This window comes from Paenibacillus sp. MT86, assembly GCF_058792535.1.
The window spans coordinates 1,772,010-1,793,775 of sequence record NZ_CM179499.1 but is presented as its reverse complement, the minus strand read 5'-3'; the positions used below and the strand labels follow the sequence as shown (position 1 = coordinate 1,793,775).

The following is a 21,766-nucleotide window of genomic DNA, read 5'->3' as shown; positions in this document are numbered from 1 at the left end:
GCGCACGCTTGATTCACGATTTATGGGAAGCCTCCTTCGCTCACGAAAAAAAATACCGCCAAGCCTGCTGTAGACAGACCTTGCGGTATTTTTGTTATACATATATTCATCTGAACATCAATAGTAACTGCTGCCTTCGACAAATTCGAATTCGAAATCGCCGATCCGTACGATGGTGCCTTCCGTCGCGCCCCGTTTCCGCAGCTCTTCATCAATGCCCATATGACGCATCGTTCTGGCAAGCTTCAGGATCGCATCATGCGAATTCATCTGCATCCGTTTCAGCATTCGCTCAATTCGCTCACTGTGCACCACATACATTTCATTGTCTCTGGTGACGGTGAAGGAATTGTCGTTCTGCGCTTTGAATTTATACACCTTGCGCTCGGAAACTTCGGATACTTCTTCAATCGCCGGCTCATCCGGAATGCTCTCCAGCACATCGATCGTGCGGTAAAGAAGTTCCTGGATCCCCTGACGGGTCAGCGAGGAGATCGGCATCACCTCGATGTCAGGGCGAATCTCCTTCACCTTCTCTTTGAAGGCCGTTAAGTACTCCTCTGCTTCCGGCATATCCATTTTATTGGCGGCTACGATTTGCGGCCGTTCGATCAGAACCGGGTTATAGAGCCTAATCTCATCGTTGATTTTTTGCCAATCCTCGAACGGATCCCGTCCTTCCGTGCCTGCCATATCCACGACGTGGATAATGACGCGGGTTCGTTCCACGTGCCGGAGGAATTCGTGGCCAAGTCCCACGCCTTCATGGGCACCCTCAATCAGGCCAGGCAGGTCAGCCATGACGAAATTGCGCCCGTCCCCGACCTCAACCATGCCCAAATTCGGCGTGATGGTCGTGAAATGGTATGCCCCGATCTTCGGCTGAGCCGCGGATACAACAGACAACAGGGTGGATTTGCCTACGCTCGGGAATCCGACGAGACCTACATCAGCCATCACTTTAAGTTCCATGGTTACGTAGCGTTCTTCGCCTTCTTCTCCATTCTCGGCAAGCTCGGGCGCCGGATTGTTCGGCGTGGCAAAGCGGATGTTTCCGCGGCCCCCGCGGCCGCCTCTGGCAACAACAACCTGTTGACCGTGACGGGTCAAATCGCCAATCACTTCACCGGTATCGTCATCCGTTAAGATGGTACCCGGCGGAATACGGACAATCATGCTCTCCGCATTGGCCCCATGCTGGCTCTTATTGCGGCCCTTTTCCCCGCGCTTGGCCTTGAAATGCTTCTGGTAACGGAAATCCATCAACGTGCGCAGTCCTTCGTCCACCCGGAAAATCACGTCGCCGCCCTTGCCGCCGTCGCCGCCGGCAGGTCCGCCTTCAGGAACGTATTTCTCACGGCGAAACGCAATGAGCCCATCGCCGCCGTCGCCGCCTTTTACATATACTTTTGCCTTATCTACAAACATGAAATCACCTTCCTCAAGTCACAAACGGCAGATACAAACGGTACGAGGTCTCCCCCGGCTCCGTCTGCTCCACCCGAATGCCTTCGCCTTTTACGGATTGTTCAATCTGAAGCTTCAAGCCCTCCGGGTCTCCAAAGGAACCTTCTCCTAGAGCCCATACGATCAGCTCTTGCTCCTGCTGCATAAATGTTAATGTTAACTGCCGGGTATCCCCCCATGACGCCGTTCCGCTCAATTGAAAGGCTCTCACCGTTTGAATGATCGCTTCGGTAAAAGACTCTGCCGTTTGTGGCGATACTTTGTCTTCCAGCTGTACCTGGTCCACCACTTCAACGCAGAGCTGCAGGTTGCTGCTGTACGTTCGGTATGAATGTAAATAAAAAACCAGTGAAGGAATGCCAAGCTTGGAGATCCTGCTCTCCGTCGCCATCCTGTCCTTTATTCTTTCCACAGAACCCACGGTTTTATCATGCTTCCCCAGTTGAATGTAGCCGTACAAAATTTGAAGCTCATTCATCCAATCATGACGATGGTGATTCAACATCTGAATCGCCGTCTGCTCCATATTCCGAATGATGGCTTGCTGCCTGCGCTCGTCCGATTTACGGACAAGCCATGCTCCGCAGGCAGACGCGGCGACAGCCCAAGCCGTCAACACTGCTCCTGCAGCCAAGGATGGTTTCCATACCATCCATGCCACCGGTATTACGGAGGTTAACCCCGCCACAGCTGCTATCCATTTCCAGGATTTCATCGCTTCTCCTCGTCTTTCAACAGCAATTGGTTACATTCACCAAATCCCAGTATATCATAGACTTTCAGGACGGTTCATCCCCTGGATGATCTTTCTTTGCGCAATTTACAAAAAAAGAAGCCCCGGCAACGATGCCGAAAGGCTTCTTCTGTATGCAGCATAAGAAACGATTAAGCTTCAACTGCAGCCGCTACTGGAGCGACATCAACCGGGTAGACGCTCACTTTCTTGCGATCACGACCCCAACGTTCAAATTTCACAACGCCGTCAACTTTCGCAAACAAAGTATCGTCTTTACCGATACCCACGTTCGTGCCTGGATGAATTTTCGTTCCGCGTTGACGAACCAAGATGCTGCCGCCAGTCACTGCTTGACCGTCTGCACGTTTCACGCCAAGACGTTTCGATTCGCTGTCACGACCGTTCTTTGTGGAACCTACACCTTTTTTCGATGCGAATAACTGAAGATCCAATTTCAACATGTTGTCTACCTCCTTCTTCAAGTAGTCAATTCTTGTATTCTTATATACTTGCCGTACGAATCGGCAATTCCCTGTAACATAACAACCATGGATTCGAGAAGCAGTTGAACTTGGCCGGAGACGGAATCATCTGCCGTATGCGGAAGATTCGCGCTAAGAAAGCCGCCCTTCATCCGGGTCTCCATAACGGTTCCGGTTAACGCTTCAATGGAATTCACCGTTCCCACGGTAATGCTGGAAACTCCAGCACATACAATATCTTCACCCGGATCGGCATATCCCGCGTGCCCCGTTACCTTGAAGCTATGGATCCGTCCATCTTCCCCGCGCAGTACTTGTACAGTAATCAATTACCGCACCTTCTTACGCTTGGATTTTCTCGATGGTTACTTTAGTGTAAGGTTGACGATGACCTTGCTTCTTGTGGTAGTTCTTCTTCGGCTTGTATTTGTATACAACGACCTTACGGCCTTTACCGTGCTTCTCTACCTTTGCAGTTACAGTCGCACCGGAAACAACCGGAGTTCCTGCTACCAATCCGTCCTCTTTGGAAACGGCCAGTACACGGTCGAAAGTCACGCTCTCGCCGTCACCTGCAGTCAGCTTCTCGATGAACAATACGTCGCCCTCTTGAACTTTGTATTGTTTACCGCCTGTTTCGATAATAGCGTACATTTGCTTGCACCTCCCTATGTCTCAGACTCGCCTGGTATAAAGGTGTCCGTCCCAAAAGGAACGTTCTTGTGAACCCAACCGGAGCGGTTACAGCATGTGCAGCAACCTATCACTAGACACATACCCAATGATAATATCATATTCCCCGTTCACCGTCAACATCATTCTTCGATAACCACGCCCCGGCCTCCGCAGGTTCCGCAAGGCTTGGCAAAGGGGAGAGACGAGCTTTCCCGGGCTTTTTTGCGGGTCATTTCCAGCAGTCCCAGCTTGGTCCAGCCGACCACAAAGCTCTTCGTGCGGTCTTTGCGCATAACGGCCTCCATGACTGAAACCACCTGCTGCCGGTGCTCTTCATGATCCATATCGATGAAATCCACGATAATAATGCCCCCGATATCCCAGAGGCGAAGAATCCTTGCGATCTGCTGCGCAGCCAGAAGATTCGTCTTCAGTACCGTTTCCTCGAAATTATCCCCGCCGATATATTTGGCTGTGTTCACGTCGATGATCGTCATGGCTTCGGTTTGGTCTACGACGATGGTCACGCCCTCGGGAAGCGTGATTTTCCTTGCGAAACTGGCTCTCATCTGCTCGTCTAACCCGTACGCTTGAAAAATCGGGCCTCCTTCCGAGTAATATGTAACCTTAGGCTCCATTCCCGGAACGGTTTCCTTCAAATAACTCTTGGTTTCCTCGCCTTTCTGCTTGCTGTCGATCACAAGCTCGTCATGCAGCGGATCAAAGGCATCGCGCAGAAACCGCTGCAGCAGGCCTAAATCGCGATGCAGCAGCGCCGGAACGGGCGCAGATTCCGCCTTGTCGAGAATCCGGGCCCACTCTTTTCGCAGATACTCCAGATCTCCCTTTATGAATTCCAGGGGCTCGTCCTCCGACACCGTTCGGATGATGATTCCCTCTTCATCTGTGCGAAGCTGCTCGCCGATGCTCTTCAGCCGGGCCCTTTCCGCATCGCGTCCGATTTTCTTGGAGACGGCAACATAGTCCGCAGTCGGCATATACACCATGCATCTGCCCGGAAGCGAAAAATGCGTCGTCACCCTCGCTCCCTTGCCGCCTCTGGGTTCCTTCATGACCTGTACGATCAATTCCTGCCCCGCCGTCAGCAGCTGCGAGATCGAAGGCTTCTGCTTGGGCTGCTTCTCTAAATGCGGATGGAGCACATCATCGATATATAAAAACGCGTTCTTTTTCAGCCCGATATCTACAAAAGCCGCCTGCATCCCCGGCAGCACGTTCACGACCCTGCCTTTATAAAAGCTTCCGACAACACTTTGCTCACGACTCCGCTCAACGGCGAATTCGGCTAACCTCCCATCTTCGATGAGGGCCATCTGAATGGTCTCATGTTCACAATGAACTATCATTTGCCTCATGGCTTCACCTCTCAAATGGAAGACGATATTCTATTGTTTTATCCTAACACAATCTCTGATGACATGAATGGATAAAGAAACTTGGCCCGCCCCCCGTCTTCCTCATGATGTTTTACGATTTACGCATACCAGGGCGGACCAGTTGATGCAAAATAAGAAGAGATCACATGCTGCTCCGGAACAACGGCAAGCAGGCTGCCGCGTCCGCTCATGACATAAATCAAATGATACTTCTCTCGTTTAAATAGACGCATGATATCATCCAAAGGTTTCGAAGAATCTGCAACGATTGGCTGGGCAGGACCGAGTCCGTCCAAATTCCGTTCATAAACCTCGCTCCGATTGACCAAAAATCTTAAAAACCGGTAATGGACGTTCCGATAGTCTTCGAAATTGGAATACGCCAGGAAAAGGCCGATCATCAGCACATTTAAACGAATGCCGTCTCCAGAGAATAACGGCTGCAATCCGTAACCGATCATAATTAAACTGCACAAAATGCCTGCGCGGGAAGCCCACAGCAAGGTGGCATGATAAGGAGCGAGCAGGCTGATGACGGCCTGCAGCACTTTGCCGCCGTCCAGCGGCAGAATCGGAAGCAGGTTAAACAACGCGATGACGAGATTCCCTTGAATGATGTAAGACAGCAGCTGCTCGTCACCCCACCCCGCCCATTGGCAGGCCAGGGTAATGCCGATCATGATGACATTTTGCAGCGGTCCCGCAAGCGCAATGATGATCTCCTTCATCGCAGTCATCCTGCCGTCGTCTTCAATGACAGCAACGCCGCCGAACGGCAGCATCTGAATGGCTCGTACCTTGAACCCCATCGCTGCCGCGGCGGCGGCATGTCCCAATTCATGAATAAACACGATAATAAACAGGGTCAGCAACTCCAGGAAGCGACCGGTGAATACGGATGCCAGCATGACAATGACAAAGAGCGGATGCAGCGACAAGACCGTTCCCTTAAACTTAATCAAACGGAATCACTTCCGCCGGATCGACGTCACGATCCCCCTCTTTGAGTTCGAAATAAAGGGAGGGCGGGCTGCCTGTGCCTGAAGATGCCAAAGTCCCGATAATATCTCCGCCTTGGACCCAGTCATTCGCCTTAAGCCCGGTTTCCGCCAGCCTGCTGTATGTCGCCGTTCGCTCTCCCGTATGCTGTATGCGTACCGTAATCCCGTTCTCAGGATGTTCTTTAACCTCAAGGACGCGCCCGGTCTCTATACTTTTAACCGCCCGGTCGGCTAAAGAACCCCCTCCGGCTTCCAGAACGATGCCTTTCAGATCAACGGCAAAGGATTGAACCACCCTTCCCGAAAGCGGAGGAACCAAAGAGGTCCCGGCATTCACCTTCGTCGAATGCTCGTCGGTTTGTCCAAAAATCGGAATAAAGGACGGCGCGCTGCCAAAATGCTCCTCGTACCATACCTGGGCCGCCTGGAAATCCATCTCATGGCTCAGCCCTTCAATGATGAATGCCTGCGCGCGAAGGGCCCACGGCTGCTGAAACGAAAATACGCCCCATGCCAATCCAAACACCAGCGCACTGACGGCGACGCGGCGGATCAAGCCCGACAGGAACGAAGCTTTTTTGGGCGGTTCTCCCGGAGCACCGGGATCCAGCGTATCATACCAACCGCGATGCCCTTGCTTCCAAAGCCGCTCGGGATCCGGTTCATGCTCTGCGTAACGTGGGGACGGGTTCGCTATGTTGTCCTTGATGAAGCCTGGCTTTGGATTATGGGGATTAGCGGGTGTTCTATCGGGAAGCGCCGTCCAAGACGGCTTATCGTCCTGCGCCGTGAACTGCTCCCCTTCCAGCAGTTCGCGAATGCGGGCTTCTCTTCGGTTCTTGACGGAAGTTTTGATGTCCATTGTTCTCTCCCCCTTGGGGCTTGTTTTCTTACTCTATCCTATGAGGAGATGAGAGAGATTTAGAACAAGCCCTGATGAAGAGGCGGACGGGTTCTACGAAAGCCGCTCAGACCGCCGAAGGAGAAAAACAAAAAAACCGATGCCTCCCGGCACCGGTTCTTGGTCGAAACCCTTAACCCATTCCAAAAAACTTTTTGAATTTGGTGAACATTCCTTTTTTCTGATGGATTTGCATCAGCGGAACGGTATCGCCAAGGATACGCCGGGCGATGTTTCTATAGGCGATGGCTGCCTGGGAATCCGGGTTCATCACCGTAGGCTCCCCGATGTTGGCCGCTTTAATGACCATTTCATCATCAGGCACGATACCGATCAGATCGATATTCAGCACCTGCAGCACATCTTCGATTTCGAGCATGTCCCCGGATTTCACCATATTCGGGCGAATCCGGTTCACCACGAGCTTCGGAGACTCGACATGCGAGCTCTCCAGCAGGCCGATAATCCGATCCGCGTCCCTTACGGCCGCATTCTCGGGCGTCGTGACGACAATCGCTTTGTCCGCGCCGGCGATGGCATTCTTGAATCCCTGCTCAATTCCGGCCGGACAATCGATAATGACGTATTCGAATTCCTTTTTCAATTCAAGTACGATATCTTTGACCTGCTCCGGAGAAACGGCATTCTTGTCCTTGGTCTGGGCTGCAGGAAGCATATACAGCTCATCGAAGCGCTTGTCCTTGATCAGCGCCTGGTTAAGTCGGCATCGCCCTTCCGCAACGTCGCACAAATCGTATATAATCCGGTTTTCCAGGCCCATCACGACATCCAAATTGCGAAGACCGATGTCCGTATCAACCAGACACACTTTTTTTCCGAGCAGTGCCAAAGCTGTGCCGATGTTCGCCGATGTCGTCGTTTTACCGACTCCGCCTTTACCTGAAGTTACGACGATTGCCTCTCCCATGTTCTACACCCCTTTAAACACATTAAAATCCCGACCCAAACGTGAGATGTTGCTGATCTTGTCGATCTCCATGCTTCCGTCCTTCAAATACGCAAACTCCATGACCGTTTCCCGCGTTTCCCATTCATCCGGCGGTCTGCTGATCATCTGGGAGATACGAAGCTGGGTAGGGGCAAAATACGAAGCCGCTATAATCGCTTCCTCGTTGCCCTCTACACCGGCGTGCGCGGTTCCGCGCAGAGCGCCCAATATGTAAATGTCGCCGGTGCACGTAATCGTCCCGCCTGGATTCACATCGCCGAGGAACAAGAGATCGCCGTCATGATGCAGCACCTGTCCGGAACGCACCATCCCCGTCTTAAGCGCAAGCTTTTCCTCCGGAACGAGCTCGGACGCAAGCGGCGGCGATTCCACATTGCGTATCAGCAAGTTGCCCTTTTGCTTCAATATGTCAAGAATCGTCTGCTTCTCTTCTTCGGAAATTTGCCGGGAACCCAGCTTCACATCCACATGAATGATGGGTCCGGTCAGAATATTCTGATGACTATGCTCCAGCTTATAGCGGAGCTCGCCAAGCAATTCCTCCAGCTCGCATTGATCGTCAAGCAGGAATACCAGGCCATCTTTGATGCCCTTAATCGTCACATGATTGGATTTTACAGCCATAAGCCTGTCCCTCCCATCCCTATACATTTCGCGCTCAAACCTACAAGTTCCTGCTAGTCTAGTAAAATGTCATATTGGAGAGGGTTCAGGTTGCCTTCCTTCTCTGATTCTTCGTTACCAGCTCAATCTGCTTGCGTAAGGGAACGTAAATTGCCAGAGCAAAGGCAAAATGAACAAGGAGATTGGGAAGCATATGATGAAGCAGTGACCAATTATAAGAAGTCGGGTTGAGTCGAAATACCTTATATATGCCAAAAAGCGTACTGTCAAACAACAAGCTTCCCAGAATGACAATGGTCATCATCATGGGCAGCGGCGCCCGCGGGGACTTGAAGACAAGCCCCACCAGATATGCGGATACGCCCATAGCAAACGAATAAGTGCCAATCATCTCGCCGTAATACACGATATCGTGAAGCATGCCGAATAGGAGTCCGAGCACGAGCCCCGTGTGGCGATGGTAATAAATCGATACAAAAAACAAACAAACCAACACGAAATTAGGATAAATCTGAAGCTGCAGCGAGCTTGGCGTTAACCAGAAAACCACCGTGCCCTGCAGAATAAACAGCACGAACAGCAGCAGGACCAGAATCTGTTTACGTGCCATACTATTCCGGCTCCTCAGGCGTAAAGACGATGATCAGATACTTCCAATCATCAAACTTGGCCGCAGGTTCGATCGTAGCCGTTCTGCTTTGACCGTATTGGCTGGTCTGAACGCTGAGGACCTTACCGATGATCATACCTTGAGGAATAACGCCTCCGGCACCGGATGAAATGATTTTATCGCCTTTCTTGATTGGATCATCTTCCGAAATCCGCGTCATGAGCAGCGTGTTGGTCTTCTCATCATAGCTCTCGACCACGCCGAACGTCTTATCCTCTTTGCCGATGGCCGTGACCGAAATCGGCTGCGGATTCGGATCCTGGGCGTCCATCGTTGTCAGCAGTTTCACGGTGGAGGTGAAATTGCTCACGCTGCTAATGATGCCTACCATGCCGTCGACAGTCGTGACCGACATATTAGGACGAACCCCATCGCGCTCGCCCAGATCGACGACCAGTGTCCGGTTATTCGGATCCGAGTTGACGCTAAGCACCTGCGCCGTACGGTAGTTGTATTTGTAACGTTCCTTCTGGTTCTTCGTAAATCCAAGAATATCTTGAAGTTCTTCGTAATTGGCTTTCATCGTATTGTAGGAAGCGCTCTCCCGAGAATATTGGGCTACCGCTCTTCGCAGCTCCTCATTCTCTTCATAGATTCCCTTCATGTTCCGTACATCTTCAAAGAAACCCGCTATATAAGCAGCGGGCTTATAAAACACACTTTGCACAAAACCGACCGTATCTTTGACGAATTTTTCAGGCCAAGATAAAGAAGCTCTCGGGCCGAGCGTAAACCCCATAATAGCGATAAACGCTACCAGCCCGATGAGCATAATGAACAAACGCTTATTGCCTAGCAGCTTAAACAGTTGCAACACCCTCTAACTTACTGTTTTCTCTCCCAACATTAGGGGTTTACACTTTTATTTTGGTTTCTACCGTTTGGAACGGACGGCAGAGCTGCTCCGGGATTTAAACAAGTGAATGTTCTCGAGCGCTTTACCTGTGCCAATGGCCACGCAATCCAGCGGATTCTCCGCAACGATGACCGGCATGCCGGTCTCTTCGGCAAGCAGCTTGTCCAGGTTGCGAAGCAATGCGCCGCCTCCCGTAAGCACGATGCCCCGGTCCATAATATCCGCAGCAAGCTCCGGAGGACATTTCTCAAGGGTAACCTTAACGGCTTCAACGATGGCATTAATGGTGTCTGCCAACGCTTCGCTGATCTCATCCGATGTAATCGTGATCGTCTTCGGCAGACCCGTCACCAAGTCGCGGCCGCGAATTTCCATCGTTTCCACGGTCTCCAGCGGCATCGCGGAGCCTACTTCCATCTTGAGCAGCTCGGAAGTGCGTTCACCGATCATCAAGTTGTATTGGCGTTTGATATAAGAAATAATGGACTCGTCCATTTCATCGCCCGCAACGCGCACGGAGCGGCTGGTTACAATCCCGCCAAGGGAAATGACCGCAACCTCGGTCGTGCCTCCGCCGATATCTACGACCATGCTGCCCGTAGGCTCCCACACGGGCAAGTCTGCACCGATTGCCGCTGCAAAAGGCTCCTCGATCGTGTAGGCTTCGCGTGCACCCGCTTGCTTGGTCGCATCTTCAACCGCACGCTGCTCGACCGCCGTAATGCCGGAAGGTACGCATACCATCACGTTCGGATGGCGCGGGAAGATGGAACGCTGCTTCTGCGCTTGACGAATAAAGTATTTAATCATCGTAGCCGTTGTATCAAAATCGGCAATGACGCCGTCTTTCATCGGACGAATGGCACGAATGTTGCCTGGCGTCCGTCCAATCATTTTCTTAGCCGATTCCCCGACGGCTTCAATGCTCTTTGTATCTGTACGCAGAGCAACCACGGAAGGCTCTCTTACGACAATTCCTTTTCCACGGACATAAACCAGCGTATTTGCCGTCCCCAAATCGATTCCCAAATCTTTCGTAAAACCACCTAACATGATGTATCTCCCTTTCTTCGTCAATCTGAACTATTATATTACATCAAGCCCCGTTCCTTCAAACTTACAAACGATCCGTCCCCGATGATCAGATGATCCAGCACGTCGATCCCGACAATCTGTCCTGCCTCCACTAAGCGTGCAGTCAGCGAAATGTCCTCCGGGCTGGGCGTCGGATCTCCGCTCGGATGGTTATGCGCGCACACCAGGGATGCACTGCTGCATTTGATGGCCGCTCTGAACACCTCGCGGGGATGAACGATGGAGGCGTTAAGGCTCCCCATCGATAGCGTTTCCTGGGCAATGACATGATTTTTCGTATTTAAAAATACACAGACAAAATGCTCTTTCTGTAAATACCGCATCTGTTCACTGAGCAGTTCTGCCGCGTCATGCGGACTGCGGATAATAACCGGCTCTACATGTCTCGATGCGGCCAAGCGCCGTCCAAGCTCGATGCCAGCCTTCAGCTGAACAGCCTTGGCGGTTCCAATTCCTTTGATTTGCGTAATTTCCTCGATGCTAAGATCAACGAGCTGCCGGATGCCGCCTGCTTCCCCCAGCAGCCGCTGGGCTATATGTACGGCAGATTCCTGGCGGGTACCGGTCCGAAGCAGTATCGCCAGCAATTCTGCATGGCTTAAAGCGCTCGCCCCATATTGCATCATGCGCTCTCTTGGTCGTTCATCATGGGGGATGTCGCGCAGCAATAGCGTTGGCGACTCCATATATTCCCCTCTTTTCTAAGATTTAAATCAGCAGGTCACCGAAGCTTCCATGATTCCGTTGGCTTCGGATGCCGTGTTCTATATCTATGAATCGGTGAGTACATCCATCCCCATTTCAGACAGCATGTCCGAGAGCAGAGAAAGCGGCAGGCCGACAACGTTAAAGTAGTCGCCTTCGATTCCTTCCACGATGGTTGCACCCAGGCCTTGAATCGCATACGAGCCTGCTTTGTCGGCAGGTTCCCCGCTCTTTACGTAAGCCGCGATCGCATCATCACTTAACGATTTCATCTTTACGGTCGTCACGCGGTGAGATACCTTGGCCCGACCGGAACGCCGGTCGATGCAAGCCACTCCCGTGTAAACGAAGTGTGCCCGTCCTTGAAGCATGGACAACATCCTTGCAGCATCAGTTTGATCCTCCGGCTTCCCGAGGACATGGTCATCTACGACCACAATCGTGTCGCTTCCCACAATGATACCATCTCCCGGATCATCCGTCAGCTTTCGGAGAACCGCTTCCGCTTTGCGCAGCGCCAGTGACTCCACAATTCGCTCTGGCGACCACCCTTGCGGTGTGTCCTCGTCAGCTTCACTTGGCATAATCTCGAATGGGATACGAAGGGAGGCAATCAATTCCTGACGCCGAGGAGAGGTGGAAGCCAATATAATGCGGCGGTTTCTCTTCTCATTCAAGGGGGATAATCTCCTTTGTCATGTCTTAGAGCCTGCGGTATAACCAGACGGCAGCAATAATGCCGAGCAGACTGAGCAGGCAAAAGTTAAGTTCAAGGTTAATGTCATAACGAATAATGTCAAAATCAGCTGAAGGCGACCACTTGATCGGTGTAGTAGACGTCAGAAACGACAGAGCCTTGACCGGTTGAAGCGCCTTGGCAAGCCATGTTCCCGTCAGCCACCCCAGCAGCAAAAACAAGATGAGCATTCCTTTATTTTTCTTCATGCATCCTCTTCCCTCGCCATTTTTTGACACCCTAATTATTATACGGTGAATCGATAAGCAATACAAACAGAAATCCGGCATGGGGAACTATTTCCAGTTCCAAGCCGGATTTGACGTAAATTTGAATTTATAGGCCATCCAGGAGTTTCTTTTGGCCCATGACATAGTTCATCATGCCTGTTTGAATCTCCCACAAATGCCCCTTGGATTGATTTTTGTTGTATTCGGAGAGCGCCGTGATCGAACTGTTCATCGACTGCTCCATGGCCGGCAGCGCGGCCCCGGTCTCCGGACCCAAGCCTGCGGCCAGCTGCTTGACCGATTGGATCCATTGCTGATGCAGATTCGTGATGGTATTCATATGCTCCGACGTCGCTGCGCCGGGCTCCTGCAGGCCCAGCAAGGATGCCGATAGTTGGCTAAGCTCCGATACCAGCTCCCCGCTTATCGTAAAATAGTCCGTCAGCGTCTGCTCCTCGCCAGCGAATGCCGCTGACTCTATGCCCGGCAGCGCGATCTCTCTAACGTATAATTCAACCCCTTCGGCCTTAAGCTGATTGCTGAGCAGCTTCGCCTGCTCGCGGTCGGGCGAGATGCCCGCATACACGCGGTTCTCCTCGTCCAGATCGCCGCCGGCGGCAATACCGGATTGCTGCAGTTCCCCGATCGCCTGCGCTGCCCGCTCGGGCGTGCTGAACACGCCGTATTGAAGCAGATAAAAGTTTTGCTCTGGAATATGAACAGCCGATTCGGTCATATCAGGCGTCGGTGATGCCCCCGCTCCCCCGGATGGATCGGTCGGCGCTAAGTTCCCTGGATCACTGCTCTCGAGCTGCCCCGTTGCCGGGTTCTCGCCGGCGTCGCCGCCGTTAAACATGGACAGCACCATGTACCCGAACAGTAGGCCCGTGATGACGGCGGCGGTCACGGACACCGCCATCTTCCAGAAGGAGGTGGGTTTGCGTGAGCGATAATAACCGTAATCGCCGGCAGATGTCTCATATAGATCCGACTCGGGCCCGAGATTCCAATGGGGGTCGTTCGCTTCGGGGGTCATTCTCCCGGAAAATGCATCATCATGGAGGTCGTAGAGCTCCTCGTGCACGTGATGGTATGTATCCGATTCTACAGGGGCATCAGGGGCATCGTCGTACGGCCAGCCGTTATCATGGTCCAGGCGCCGTCTTTCCTCAGCCAGCCGTCCCCTGGACCGATGATTGCGCGATGGTCTCCAGTCACGATTGTCCACGTCCCGGGTATCCCGCTCCTCCCGGAGCGGCGGAACGACGCGCAGATGATCCTGCTGAACGCTCCTCTGAGGTTCGTACGAAGTGTCCGTATCGGTAAACCGATTTGCTGTCGCTGTGTCATATTCGTCGAAGACGGAATGGCGGTCGTAGACCCGGGGGTTTTGGCCCGCCGGAACGTTTTGGTTCGCGTCGTGTTCCTCTCGCGCATGGTCTTTGTTCCTGCCCTTCGGCGGATCGTGATCGAAACGTATCGTCATCCGTGCTTTATTCATATCCATACACCTCACTTGTCCTTCTACACCTAGCTATATGATCAAGCTTGGCAACTTATGAGTATGCGAAAAACAAAAGGGCTGACCAAGAAATGATCTTGATCAGCCCTTCGTATCGTTATCGATGCTGGCTTTGTCCCCTCATAAGAGGCAAAGCCAATGCAGTCCCCTGCTGCAGCGAAGCAGCAAAGGAAGCAGGCAACCTTTATTTCTTGCCCTTAATGAACTCCGCTAAAGCCGCGCCGACCTTCCAGATGTCGCCCGCTCCCATCGTGAGAACCAGGTCGCCTTCTTTTACGCGACCTTTGAGATCGTTCAGGACATCTTCCTTCGTAGGCAAATAGCGGGCACCGGCATTGCTGTTCTGAACGATCAGCTCCACCAGCTTACCCGAGCTGATGCCCTCGATCTGCTTCTCGCCGGCAGGAGAGTAAATATCGGTGATGATCACCTCATCCGCTTCTCCGAACGCGCGGCTAAACGCATCCAGCAGGAAGAAGGTTCTCGAATACCGCTGCGGCTGGAATACGGCAATGATCCGTTTGCCCGTAGCTTTAGCGGCACTGATCGTCGCCTCGATCTCGGTCGGATGATGCGCATAGTCGTCAATCACCAGAATGCCTTCAGCTTCGCCAAGCACCTGGAAGCGGCGCTTAGCCCCGTTGAATTTGACGATGGCCTCTACAATCGCCTCGAACGAGATGCCGCTCTTCAAGCAGCATATCACCGTGGCCATGGCGTTGTAGACATTATGTTTGCCCGGTACGGACAGCTCGACGGTGCCAAGCTCCATGCCGTTATGAAGCATCGTGAAGCTGACGTGACGGTCGCCCAGCACCAGATTGGTTGCCGTATACTCCGCATCCGCATGAATGCCGTATGTGGTCACATTGCATTTCAGGTCAGGCAAAATCGCCTGAATGTTGTTATCGTCGGCGCAAACCACGGCTGTACCGTCAGCCTTGATCTGGCTGAGGAATTGCACGTAGGCGGCCTTGAGACGATTGAAATCCCCTTCGTAATTCTCCAGGTGATCGGCTTCGATATTCAGAACGACGCCGAGCCATGGATGGTATTGCAGGAATGAACCGTCGCTCTCGTCGGCTTCGGCTACCACATGCTCGCCTTCGCCCGCTTTGGCATTCGTGCCCACGTTCATAATTTCCCCGCCGATGATAAATGTCGGATCGACTCCGCATTCTTCCATCACGAGCGCAATCATGGATGAAGTGGTTGTCTTGCCATGCGCTCCCGCTACGGCCACGCCTTTGCGTTCGTTCAAAAGACGCGCCAGCATCTGCGCACGGTGAAGGACAGGAATGTTCAGCTTCTCTGCCTCGACCCGCTCCACGTTGTCTTTGGACAATGCCGTGGAGTACACCACAAGGTCCGCGCCTTGGACTTGCTCGGCGGTATGTCCAATGTATATTTTGGCGCCCTTGGCCGCCAGCTTTTCTGTCAATTCTTGCGATGCCACGTCAGAACCCGTGACTTTATAACCCATCTCCAGCATTACTCGCGCTATGGCGCTCATCCCGTAGCCGCCAATTCCTATAAAATGAACATGTTCTGATGTATTCAACAGATATCACCAACCTTTTTCAGAATCGGAAAGGCCCAGGAGGTTGGAACGCACGTCGGCAATCAGGTACAACGTGCCCGACACCACCCCAAGATCCTCCGCTTCCGTCCGTGACTTCAACTCTTCAAGTGCGTTTTTCCAATTTGGTTCTATGATGATTTGCAGTGTATGTTTGGCGTATTTCTCCCTTACCTGCTCTACGATGTCACCAAGCGCCTTGGCGTCCAGTTTCTTCCGGAAATCCGGTTCAGTCAGGATAAGCGTATCCACTATTGGCAGTATATGCTGCAAATACGATTCATGATGCTTATTTGCCAGCATTCCCATCATTAAGTTCAGTTTCCGATACTTATAGATCTGCGGCAAGCTTTTGGCCAAGGATTCAGCCCCTTCGGGGTTGTGCGCGCCATCGAGAACAATCCGCGGGGAGGACTGCACTTGCTCCAGTCTTCCCGCCCAGAACGTATCCTTAAACCCGGCACGCAATTCTTCTTCATCCACGATAAAGGCCATGTACTGGCGAAGCACCTCCAGCGTCATCATGGCAACCGCGGCATTGGCGCATTGATGCTCGCCCTGCATCGAAATATCCAGATCCATATCCCGGAACGGTCCCTGAAAACGGAAAGTCTGGCTTTCTTCGTTCCCGCGCAGCCGTTCATAAGAGAATTGCTCGTCTACGAGGTACAGACTTGTACGGTTTTTGGCGGCCGTTTCTTTCAGAATTTCGACAGCCTCAGGCTGAGTGACCGTGCTCACCACGGGCACTCCGGGCTTGATGATGCCGGCCTTCTCCATGGCGATCTCCTGAATGGTATCTCCCAGAACGTCGGTATGGTCCATGCCGATGTTCGTGATCACCGAAATGATGGGATGAACGATATTGGTCACGTCAAGACGACCGCCAAGTCCGGTCTCCCATACCACCACGTCCGGATAAGACACCTCGCCGTAATACAGGATCGCAAGAGCCGTGGACACCTCAAACATCGTGGGCGATCCAAGCCCGGAGCCCGCAATTTCGGCAACAAGCGGCTCTAAGCGATTCGCGAGTTCCAGCAGCGTCTCTTCCGGTATGTCTTCGCCGTTATACTGAAACCGATTGGTAAACTTCGTAATATAGGGGGACGTATAGGTGCCTACCGTGAATCCCCCTTGAAGCAGAACCTTTGTTAAAAAAGCGCATGTGGAGCCTTTTCCGTTCGTTCCGGCCACGTGGATAAATTTTAATCGACGCTCCGGATGGCCGAGCAGCTCCATCAATCGCTGAATTCTATCCATGCCAGGGCGGATCCCAAACGGAATCAGCCCATTGATCCAAGCTACCGCTTCCTCATAGGTATGGAACGGAGCTGCCGCTGCAGCTGCCGATTGATCAACCATCGTTCTCACCTTCTGGTCCAGATTCATCTTGCCCATTAGCCTCTCAATTCTTCGATGCGCGCAATCACTTTGCTTCGTTTGTCCGAGTAATCCGCGAGTTTCGCCCGTTCTTCCTCAATCACCTTCTCGGGTGCTTTCGATACGAAACCAGGATTGTTCAGCTTCTTCTCCACACGCTCGACTTCGCTGTTCAAGTGCTGAATTTCCTTCTCCAGACGCGTGATCTCCTGAGCGATATCGATCAGTCCGGCAAGCGGCAGATACATCTCAACACCTGTCACCACGGCGGTCATCGCTTTATCCGGCGCCTCAAGCGCAAGGGAGGACTCATATTCCGACGTGTTGCAGAAGCGGCGAATATAATCGGAATTGCGATCGATAATGCCGGCAATTTGCCCGCTTACCGGTTTCAATTGCAGTTCTACTTTTTTGCTCATCGGCACGTTCACTTCCGCCCGGATGTTACGTACGGCACGGATCACATCCATCAGCAGGTTCATTTCGGTAACGGCTTCCGTATTCTCAAACGCCTCATCATAGGTCGGCCAAGAAGCCAGCATAACGGTCTCGCCTTCATGCGGCAAATGCTGCCAGATCTCTTCGGAGATGAACGGCATGAACGGGTGAATCAAGCGCATCGTGCGGTCCAGCACATAGGCAAGCACCGACTGCGTCTTTTTCTTGGCTGCTTGATCCTCGCCATATAGGGACAGCTTGGCAAATTCGATATACCAGTCACACAGATCATCCCAGATGAAATTGTAGAGCAGTCGACCGGTTTCGCCAAATTCGTAGGCATCAATTAGACGCGTAATGTCGCGGGAAGTTTCGTTCAAACGGTGCAAAATCCACCGGTCCGCTGTTCCCAGCTCTCCGGAAATGTCGATATCCGCCGCCGTGAAGCCCTCCAGGTTCATGAGCGCAAACCGCGACGCATTCCAGATTTTGTTAGCGAAGTTACGCGCTTGCTCCACGCGTTCCCAGCGGAATCGAAGATCCTGACCCGGCGTGCTGCCGGTCGATATCATATAACGCATAGCGTCTGCGCCATACTGTTCAATAACCTCGAGCGGGTCAATGCCGTTGCCCAGCGACTTGGACATCTTGCGGCCTTCGCTATCCCGAACCAGGCCATGGATCAGCGTGTCCTTAAACGGCATTTGCCCTGTAAATTCAAGTCCTTGGAAAATCATCCGCGACACCCAGAACGGGATGATGTCGTAACCCGTTACGAGAACGCTGGTCGGATAATAACGTTTGAAATCCTCGCTGTCCTGGTCCGGCCAGCCCATGGTCGAGAACGGCCAGAGCGCGGAGCTGAACCAGGTATCCAGCACATCCTCGTCCTGTCTCAGATCATCCTTGCCCAGCTTCGCGCGGGCTTCCTCTTCATTCATGGCAACAACCACTTCGCCCGTGGATTCGGAATACCACGCCGGGATCCGGTGACCCCACCACAATTGACGGGAAATGCACCAATCGCGTACATTCTCCATCCAGTGCAGATAGGTTCGCTCGAACCGGTCAGGCACGAAGTTCACGCCCTTGCCGGATTTTTGCGCATCCACGGCTGCTTCCGCAAGCGGCTGCATCTTAACGAACCACTGCGTCGACAGGTAAGGCTCGACCACCGCACCGGATCTTTCGCTATGGCCAACCTGATGGACATGGTCTTCGATGCGAAGCAATACGCCCGATTCCTTCATGTCGCTGACGATCTGCTTGCGGCATTCTGCACGGTCAAGGCCCTGGTATTTGCCGGCAAACTCATTCATCGTTCCGGATTCATCCATTACGGTAATTTGCGGCAGGTCATGTCTCAGCCCCATCTCGAAGTCGTTCGGATCATGCGCCGGTGTAATTTTAACCGCACCGCTGCCGAAGTCCTTCTCCACGTACTCATCCGCAATAACCGGAATCTCGCGGCCCACGATAGGCAGCACCAATGTCTTGCCGATCATGTCTTTATAGCGCTCGTCTTCGGGATGAACGGCGACCGCCGTATCGCCGAGCATGGTCTCCGGACGGGTGGTTGCCACGGTAATGGAGCCGCTGCCGTCCTTCAGCGGATATTGCAGGTGATACAAATGGCCGTTGACCTCTTTGTACTCCACTTCAATATCGGACAAAGCCGTACGGGCAGCCGGGTCCCAGTTGATGATGCGTTTGCCGCGGTAGATGAGCCCTTTATCGTAAAGCTTGACGAATACTTCCCGTACGGCTTCGGACAATCCCTCGTCGAGCGTGAAACGTTCTCTGGAGTAATCGAGGGACAGGCCGATCTTGGACCATTGATCACGGATCGTGTTTGCGTACAGGTCCTTCCATTCCCACACCTTCTCCAGGAATTTCTCGCGTCCCAGATCGTAACGGGTAACGCCTTCTTCGCGAAGCTTCTGCTCTACCTTGGTTTGCGTGGCGATGCCCGCATGGTCGGAACCGGGGAGCCACAGCGCATCGTAGCCCTGCATCCGCTTCACGCGAATCAGGATGTCCTGCAGCGTAAAGTCAAGCGCATGGCCGATATGGAGCATGCCCGTAACGTTAGGAGGAGGAATAACAATCGTGTAAGGCTCCGCGTCCGGTCGCTTGCCGGCTTCAAAAAAGCCGCCTTCCTTCCAGTACGGATACCATTTTTGTTCGGCTGCCTTCGGATCATACGTCGTCGGCATTTCTAACTGGGATTGGTTTTGTTTTTGATCCATATTTTCGTACCTCCGATACTGTTAATCAGTTTTGCCAACCCGAAACGTTTTAGCCTCCGGGCGTGTTCGTGGATATCATAGTTGGCGTGAAACAAAAAAAGCCCTTCGTCCTCAAAGGACGAAAGACTGTTCTCTCGCGGTACCACCTTTGTTTCGTGCTTACATGGTTCAGCAACCGTTGTCCTCCCATGAAGAACATGAAAGGCTTTCGGTCAAGCACGACACTTTACGCAGATAACGGCTGCGGCCGGCGAACTCTAACCAGGGTAGCAATCGATCCTACTCTATCTCAAGTCCGCAACTCCGGGGCGACTTCGGCAAGCTGGTTCCTGCGGAATCTCACAGCGCTTGGTAGCAATTCCGCTCTCTGAAGGCCATACCTTCCTACTCTTCCCGTTCAACGTTGTTCTAGCTTTTGGAATACCTGTACATATACTATTCAAATATAACGTGGTTGTTCCATATAGTCAATATTTCGAGTGTTTCCGAACGATTTAGACATCATACCTGCCGATTCGAATTAATCCTTGTTCGATGCAACATCCTATCCAAGCTCGCTGCGCTTTCTATCCTCCAAACCGGTTCCCCGCAGCACAAAAAGCAGGCCAAGGCTGCCTGCCTCGGCCTGCTTCATTCTTGCCCCATGACGACTTCCCGGGTTACTGGGGAATATACAATACCTGGCCTTCTTCCACATTCTGCTCGGACATGCGGTTATACAACAAGAGCTCTCGCGGCGTCAGTTGATAACGCTCGGCAATCACGTCGAGTGTCTCCTCACGCTGAACAATGCACATCCGGACCTTACGGAACGGCGTTTCCTCCCGGCGGTTGCCCAGGAACAGACTCTTCCATTCCACATCCTCGGACGAAACGGCATCCACCGATTCTTCGACGGCCTCTTCCTCGTCTCGAGCAGCTTGTTCCTGATCCTGAACCGTTCTGCTCGATTGAAGCAATGAGGAGAAGCCTACGCCCGAAGCGGTGTTAGTGGTGCTGTTCTTCGCGTTGAAGGCAACCTTTAGCTCCGGTTTGGACGGAGCCTCTTCGACTTGAACGGAAACCTCCTCCTCTATCTCCTCCAACGGCTCGGCTTCCTCGGCAAAAACAGGCTCGGCTTCCTCCGTTTCCGGGGAATCCAATACCGGCAGGGCTTGAACCTCTTCGCCATTGCGCTCAGTTACGCCCGGGAAATCGGCTGCCGGTTCTTCCTGCTGCGGCTCCGGCTGGGCCGCAGCCCGTTCGAACTGCCATACACTCGGAGTCGACGGCTCAGCTGACTGAAATTCCGTCTCATTATGTAAGGCATATTCGACCGTATCTTGGGCTTCAGGGGTACTGGAGATGCTTACCGTTCGGTCCGAGTCCTGCGTATCTTGAATTTGATTCTCGTATTCCGCCCAAGATGCCAGATACTGCTGCGTGCGCGCATCCGCCTCGGACTCTTGGACTCTAGGCTGAGCCTCGCTGAAATAAGAAGGCGAAGGCGTAATCGCTTCAGCGTTGGCTCCGCCGCCTTGATACGGTTCATACGGATTGGCTGCGAACTGCTGCTCTCCGCCTGCATACATATCATTCGCTTCAGGAGCATGTACCACTGTGAATTCCTCATTGGTCCATACTTGGTCACGAGCTCCCGGAGCCGCCGCCTGGATTCCTTTGAGCGATAAAACCCCCGTTATGTTCAAGCTGCGCTTGGATAACAGATCCACGTCAAAATTCTCGATCTCGACCGCGATGTCATCCAATGACGATACGCGGTTCAGCGGGACCGTGATCTCGACCGGAATCCAATGCTCGAGCGGCTCCGTCTCTCCTGCTTCGGTATCCCCTTTATACAGGCCTGCTAGAAGCAAATGGCCCCGAAGCGTGGCCTGGTCCTGCTGGCTGATCACCTGAATGTGCGGGATCAACTCCGCCTCTTCCAATTCTTCGATTCCCGGCAAATCTTCCGTCAAATTAATACGCTCGTAAATATCGAACCGCAATCCGTAGGACTGGTCAAACACGGGAATGTCCTCCTTTTTGGCATATACTATCCGTGATCTGT

Annotated in this window: 21 protein-coding genes and 1 other annotated feature; all 21 genes read right to left on the bottom strand. The window is 52.7% G+C overall.

What is annotated here, in order from left to right; translation table 11 throughout:
- Positions 1 to 117: 117 nt before the first annotated feature.
- The gene (obgE, locus tag AC3RCL_RS07685; protein WP_192569323.1) at positions 118 to 1,428 is read right to left on the bottom strand and encodes a GTPase ObgE; all 1,311 of its coding nucleotides are present in this window, start codon (positions 1,426 to 1,428) and stop codon (positions 118 to 120) included.
- Positions 1,429 to 1,441: 13 nt separating this feature from the next.
- On the bottom strand, positions 1,442 to 2,182 hold the full coding sequence (locus AC3RCL_RS07680) for a Spo0B domain-containing protein (RefSeq protein ID WP_228468774.1): 741 nt from the start codon (positions 2,180 to 2,182) through the stop codon (positions 1,442 to 1,444).
- Positions 2,183 to 2,352: 170 nt separating this feature from the next.
- The gene (rpmA, locus tag AC3RCL_RS07675; RefSeq protein ID WP_015734021.1) at positions 2,353 to 2,664 is read right to left on the bottom strand and encodes a 50S ribosomal protein L27; all 312 of its coding nucleotides are present in this window, start codon (positions 2,662 to 2,664) and stop codon (positions 2,353 to 2,355) included.
- A gap of 17 nt (positions 2,665 to 2,681) precedes the next feature.
- Complete coding sequence (locus AC3RCL_RS07670; RefSeq protein ID WP_492535096.1) at positions 2,682 to 3,014, bottom strand: ribosomal-processing cysteine protease Prp; 333 nt, start codon at positions 3,012 to 3,014, stop codon at positions 2,682 to 2,684.
- Positions 3,015 to 3,027: 13 nt separating this feature from the next.
- A complete protein-coding gene (rplU, locus tag AC3RCL_RS07665; RefSeq protein WP_006208810.1) occupies positions 3,028 to 3,339 on the bottom strand; it encodes a 50S ribosomal protein L21 in 312 nt (103 codons plus the stop codon).
- A 161-nt stretch (positions 3,340 to 3,500) separates the two neighbouring features.
- A complete protein-coding gene (locus AC3RCL_RS07660; protein WP_015734019.1) occupies positions 3,501 to 4,736 on the bottom strand; it encodes an Rne/Rng family ribonuclease in 1,236 nt (411 codons plus the stop codon).
- 119 nt (positions 4,737 to 4,855) lie between these two features.
- Positions 4,856 to 5,719 (bottom strand): M50 family metallopeptidase, encoded by an 864-nt coding sequence (locus AC3RCL_RS07655; protein WP_192569324.1) that lies wholly within the window; start codon positions 5,717 to 5,719, stop codon positions 4,856 to 4,858.
- The gene (locus AC3RCL_RS07650; RefSeq protein WP_192569325.1) at positions 5,712 to 6,620 is read right to left on the bottom strand and encodes a M23 family metallopeptidase; all 909 of its coding nucleotides are present in this window, start codon (positions 6,618 to 6,620) and stop codon (positions 5,712 to 5,714) included. The genes AC3RCL_RS07655 and AC3RCL_RS07650 overlap by 8 nt, the downstream gene beginning before the upstream one ends.
- 172 nt (positions 6,621 to 6,792) lie before the next feature.
- Positions 6,793 to 7,587, bottom strand: coding sequence for a septum site-determining protein MinD (minD, locus tag AC3RCL_RS07645; RefSeq protein ID WP_009594006.1), 795 nt, complete (start codon positions 7,585 to 7,587; stop codon positions 6,793 to 6,795).
- Between the two features lie 3 nt (positions 7,588 to 7,590).
- Entirely contained in the window at positions 7,591 to 8,253 is a 663-nt protein-coding gene (locus AC3RCL_RS07640; RefSeq protein WP_015734015.1) for a septum site-determining protein MinC, read from the bottom strand.
- A gap of 85 nt (positions 8,254 to 8,338) precedes the next feature.
- On the bottom strand, positions 8,339 to 8,863 hold the full coding sequence (gene mreD, locus AC3RCL_RS07635) for a rod shape-determining protein MreD (protein WP_096775407.1): 525 nt from the start codon (positions 8,861 to 8,863) through the stop codon (positions 8,339 to 8,341).
- A 1-nt stretch (position 8,864) separates the two neighbouring features.
- Positions 8,865 to 9,740, bottom strand: a complete 876-nt coding sequence (gene mreC / locus AC3RCL_RS07630) for a rod shape-determining protein MreC (RefSeq protein ID WP_036673103.1) — start codon at positions 9,738 to 9,740, stop codon at positions 8,865 to 8,867.
- A gap of 57 nt (positions 9,741 to 9,797) precedes the next feature.
- A complete protein-coding gene (locus AC3RCL_RS07625; RefSeq protein WP_009593998.1) occupies positions 9,798 to 10,832 on the bottom strand; it encodes a rod shape-determining protein in 1,035 nt (344 codons plus the stop codon).
- A 38-nt stretch (positions 10,833 to 10,870) separates the two neighbouring features.
- Positions 10,871 to 11,560 (bottom strand): RadC family protein, encoded by a 690-nt coding sequence (gene radC / locus AC3RCL_RS07620; RefSeq protein WP_009593994.1) that lies wholly within the window; start codon positions 11,558 to 11,560, stop codon positions 10,871 to 10,873.
- Between the two features lie 84 nt (positions 11,561 to 11,644).
- Positions 11,645 to 12,256, bottom strand: a complete 612-nt coding sequence (locus AC3RCL_RS07615) for a Maf family protein (protein WP_192569327.1) — start codon at positions 12,254 to 12,256, stop codon at positions 11,645 to 11,647.
- A gap of 25 nt (positions 12,257 to 12,281) precedes the next feature.
- Positions 12,282 to 12,524 (bottom strand): DUF4321 domain-containing protein, encoded by a 243-nt coding sequence (locus AC3RCL_RS07610; protein WP_009594010.1) that lies wholly within the window; start codon positions 12,522 to 12,524, stop codon positions 12,282 to 12,284.
- Positions 12,525 to 12,651: 127 nt separating this feature from the next.
- The gene (locus AC3RCL_RS07605) at positions 12,652 to 14,046 is read right to left on the bottom strand and encodes an SPOR domain-containing protein (protein ID WP_492535091.1); all 1,395 of its coding nucleotides are present in this window, start codon (positions 14,044 to 14,046) and stop codon (positions 12,652 to 12,654) included.
- A 205-nt stretch (positions 14,047 to 14,251) separates the two neighbouring features.
- Positions 14,252 to 15,628 carry a UDP-N-acetylmuramate--L-alanine ligase gene (murC, locus tag AC3RCL_RS07600; protein ID WP_036662695.1) on the bottom strand — a complete coding sequence of 459 codons (1,377 nt, stop codon included), beginning with the start codon at positions 15,626 to 15,628 and terminating at the stop codon, positions 14,252 to 14,254.
- A 6-nt stretch (positions 15,629 to 15,634) separates the two neighbouring features.
- Positions 15,635 to 17,038 carry a bifunctional folylpolyglutamate synthase/dihydrofolate synthase gene (locus AC3RCL_RS07595; protein ID WP_492536289.1) on the bottom strand — a complete coding sequence of 468 codons (1,404 nt, stop codon included), beginning with the start codon at positions 17,036 to 17,038 and terminating at the stop codon, positions 15,635 to 15,637.
- A gap of 8 nt (positions 17,039 to 17,046) precedes the next feature.
- A complete protein-coding gene (locus AC3RCL_RS07590; RefSeq protein ID WP_096775402.1) occupies positions 17,047 to 19,716 on the bottom strand; it encodes a valine--tRNA ligase in 2,670 nt (889 codons plus the stop codon).
- A gap of 111 nt (positions 19,717 to 19,827) precedes the next feature.
- Positions 19,828 to 20,126, bottom strand: a binding site (T-box leader).
- A gap of 249 nt (positions 20,127 to 20,375) precedes the next feature.
- Positions 20,376 to 21,725 carry a LysM peptidoglycan-binding domain-containing protein gene (locus AC3RCL_RS07585; protein ID WP_192569329.1) on the bottom strand — a complete coding sequence of 450 codons (1,350 nt, stop codon included), beginning with the start codon at positions 21,723 to 21,725 and terminating at the stop codon, positions 20,376 to 20,378.
- Between the last annotated feature and the right edge of the window lie 41 nt (positions 21,726 to 21,766).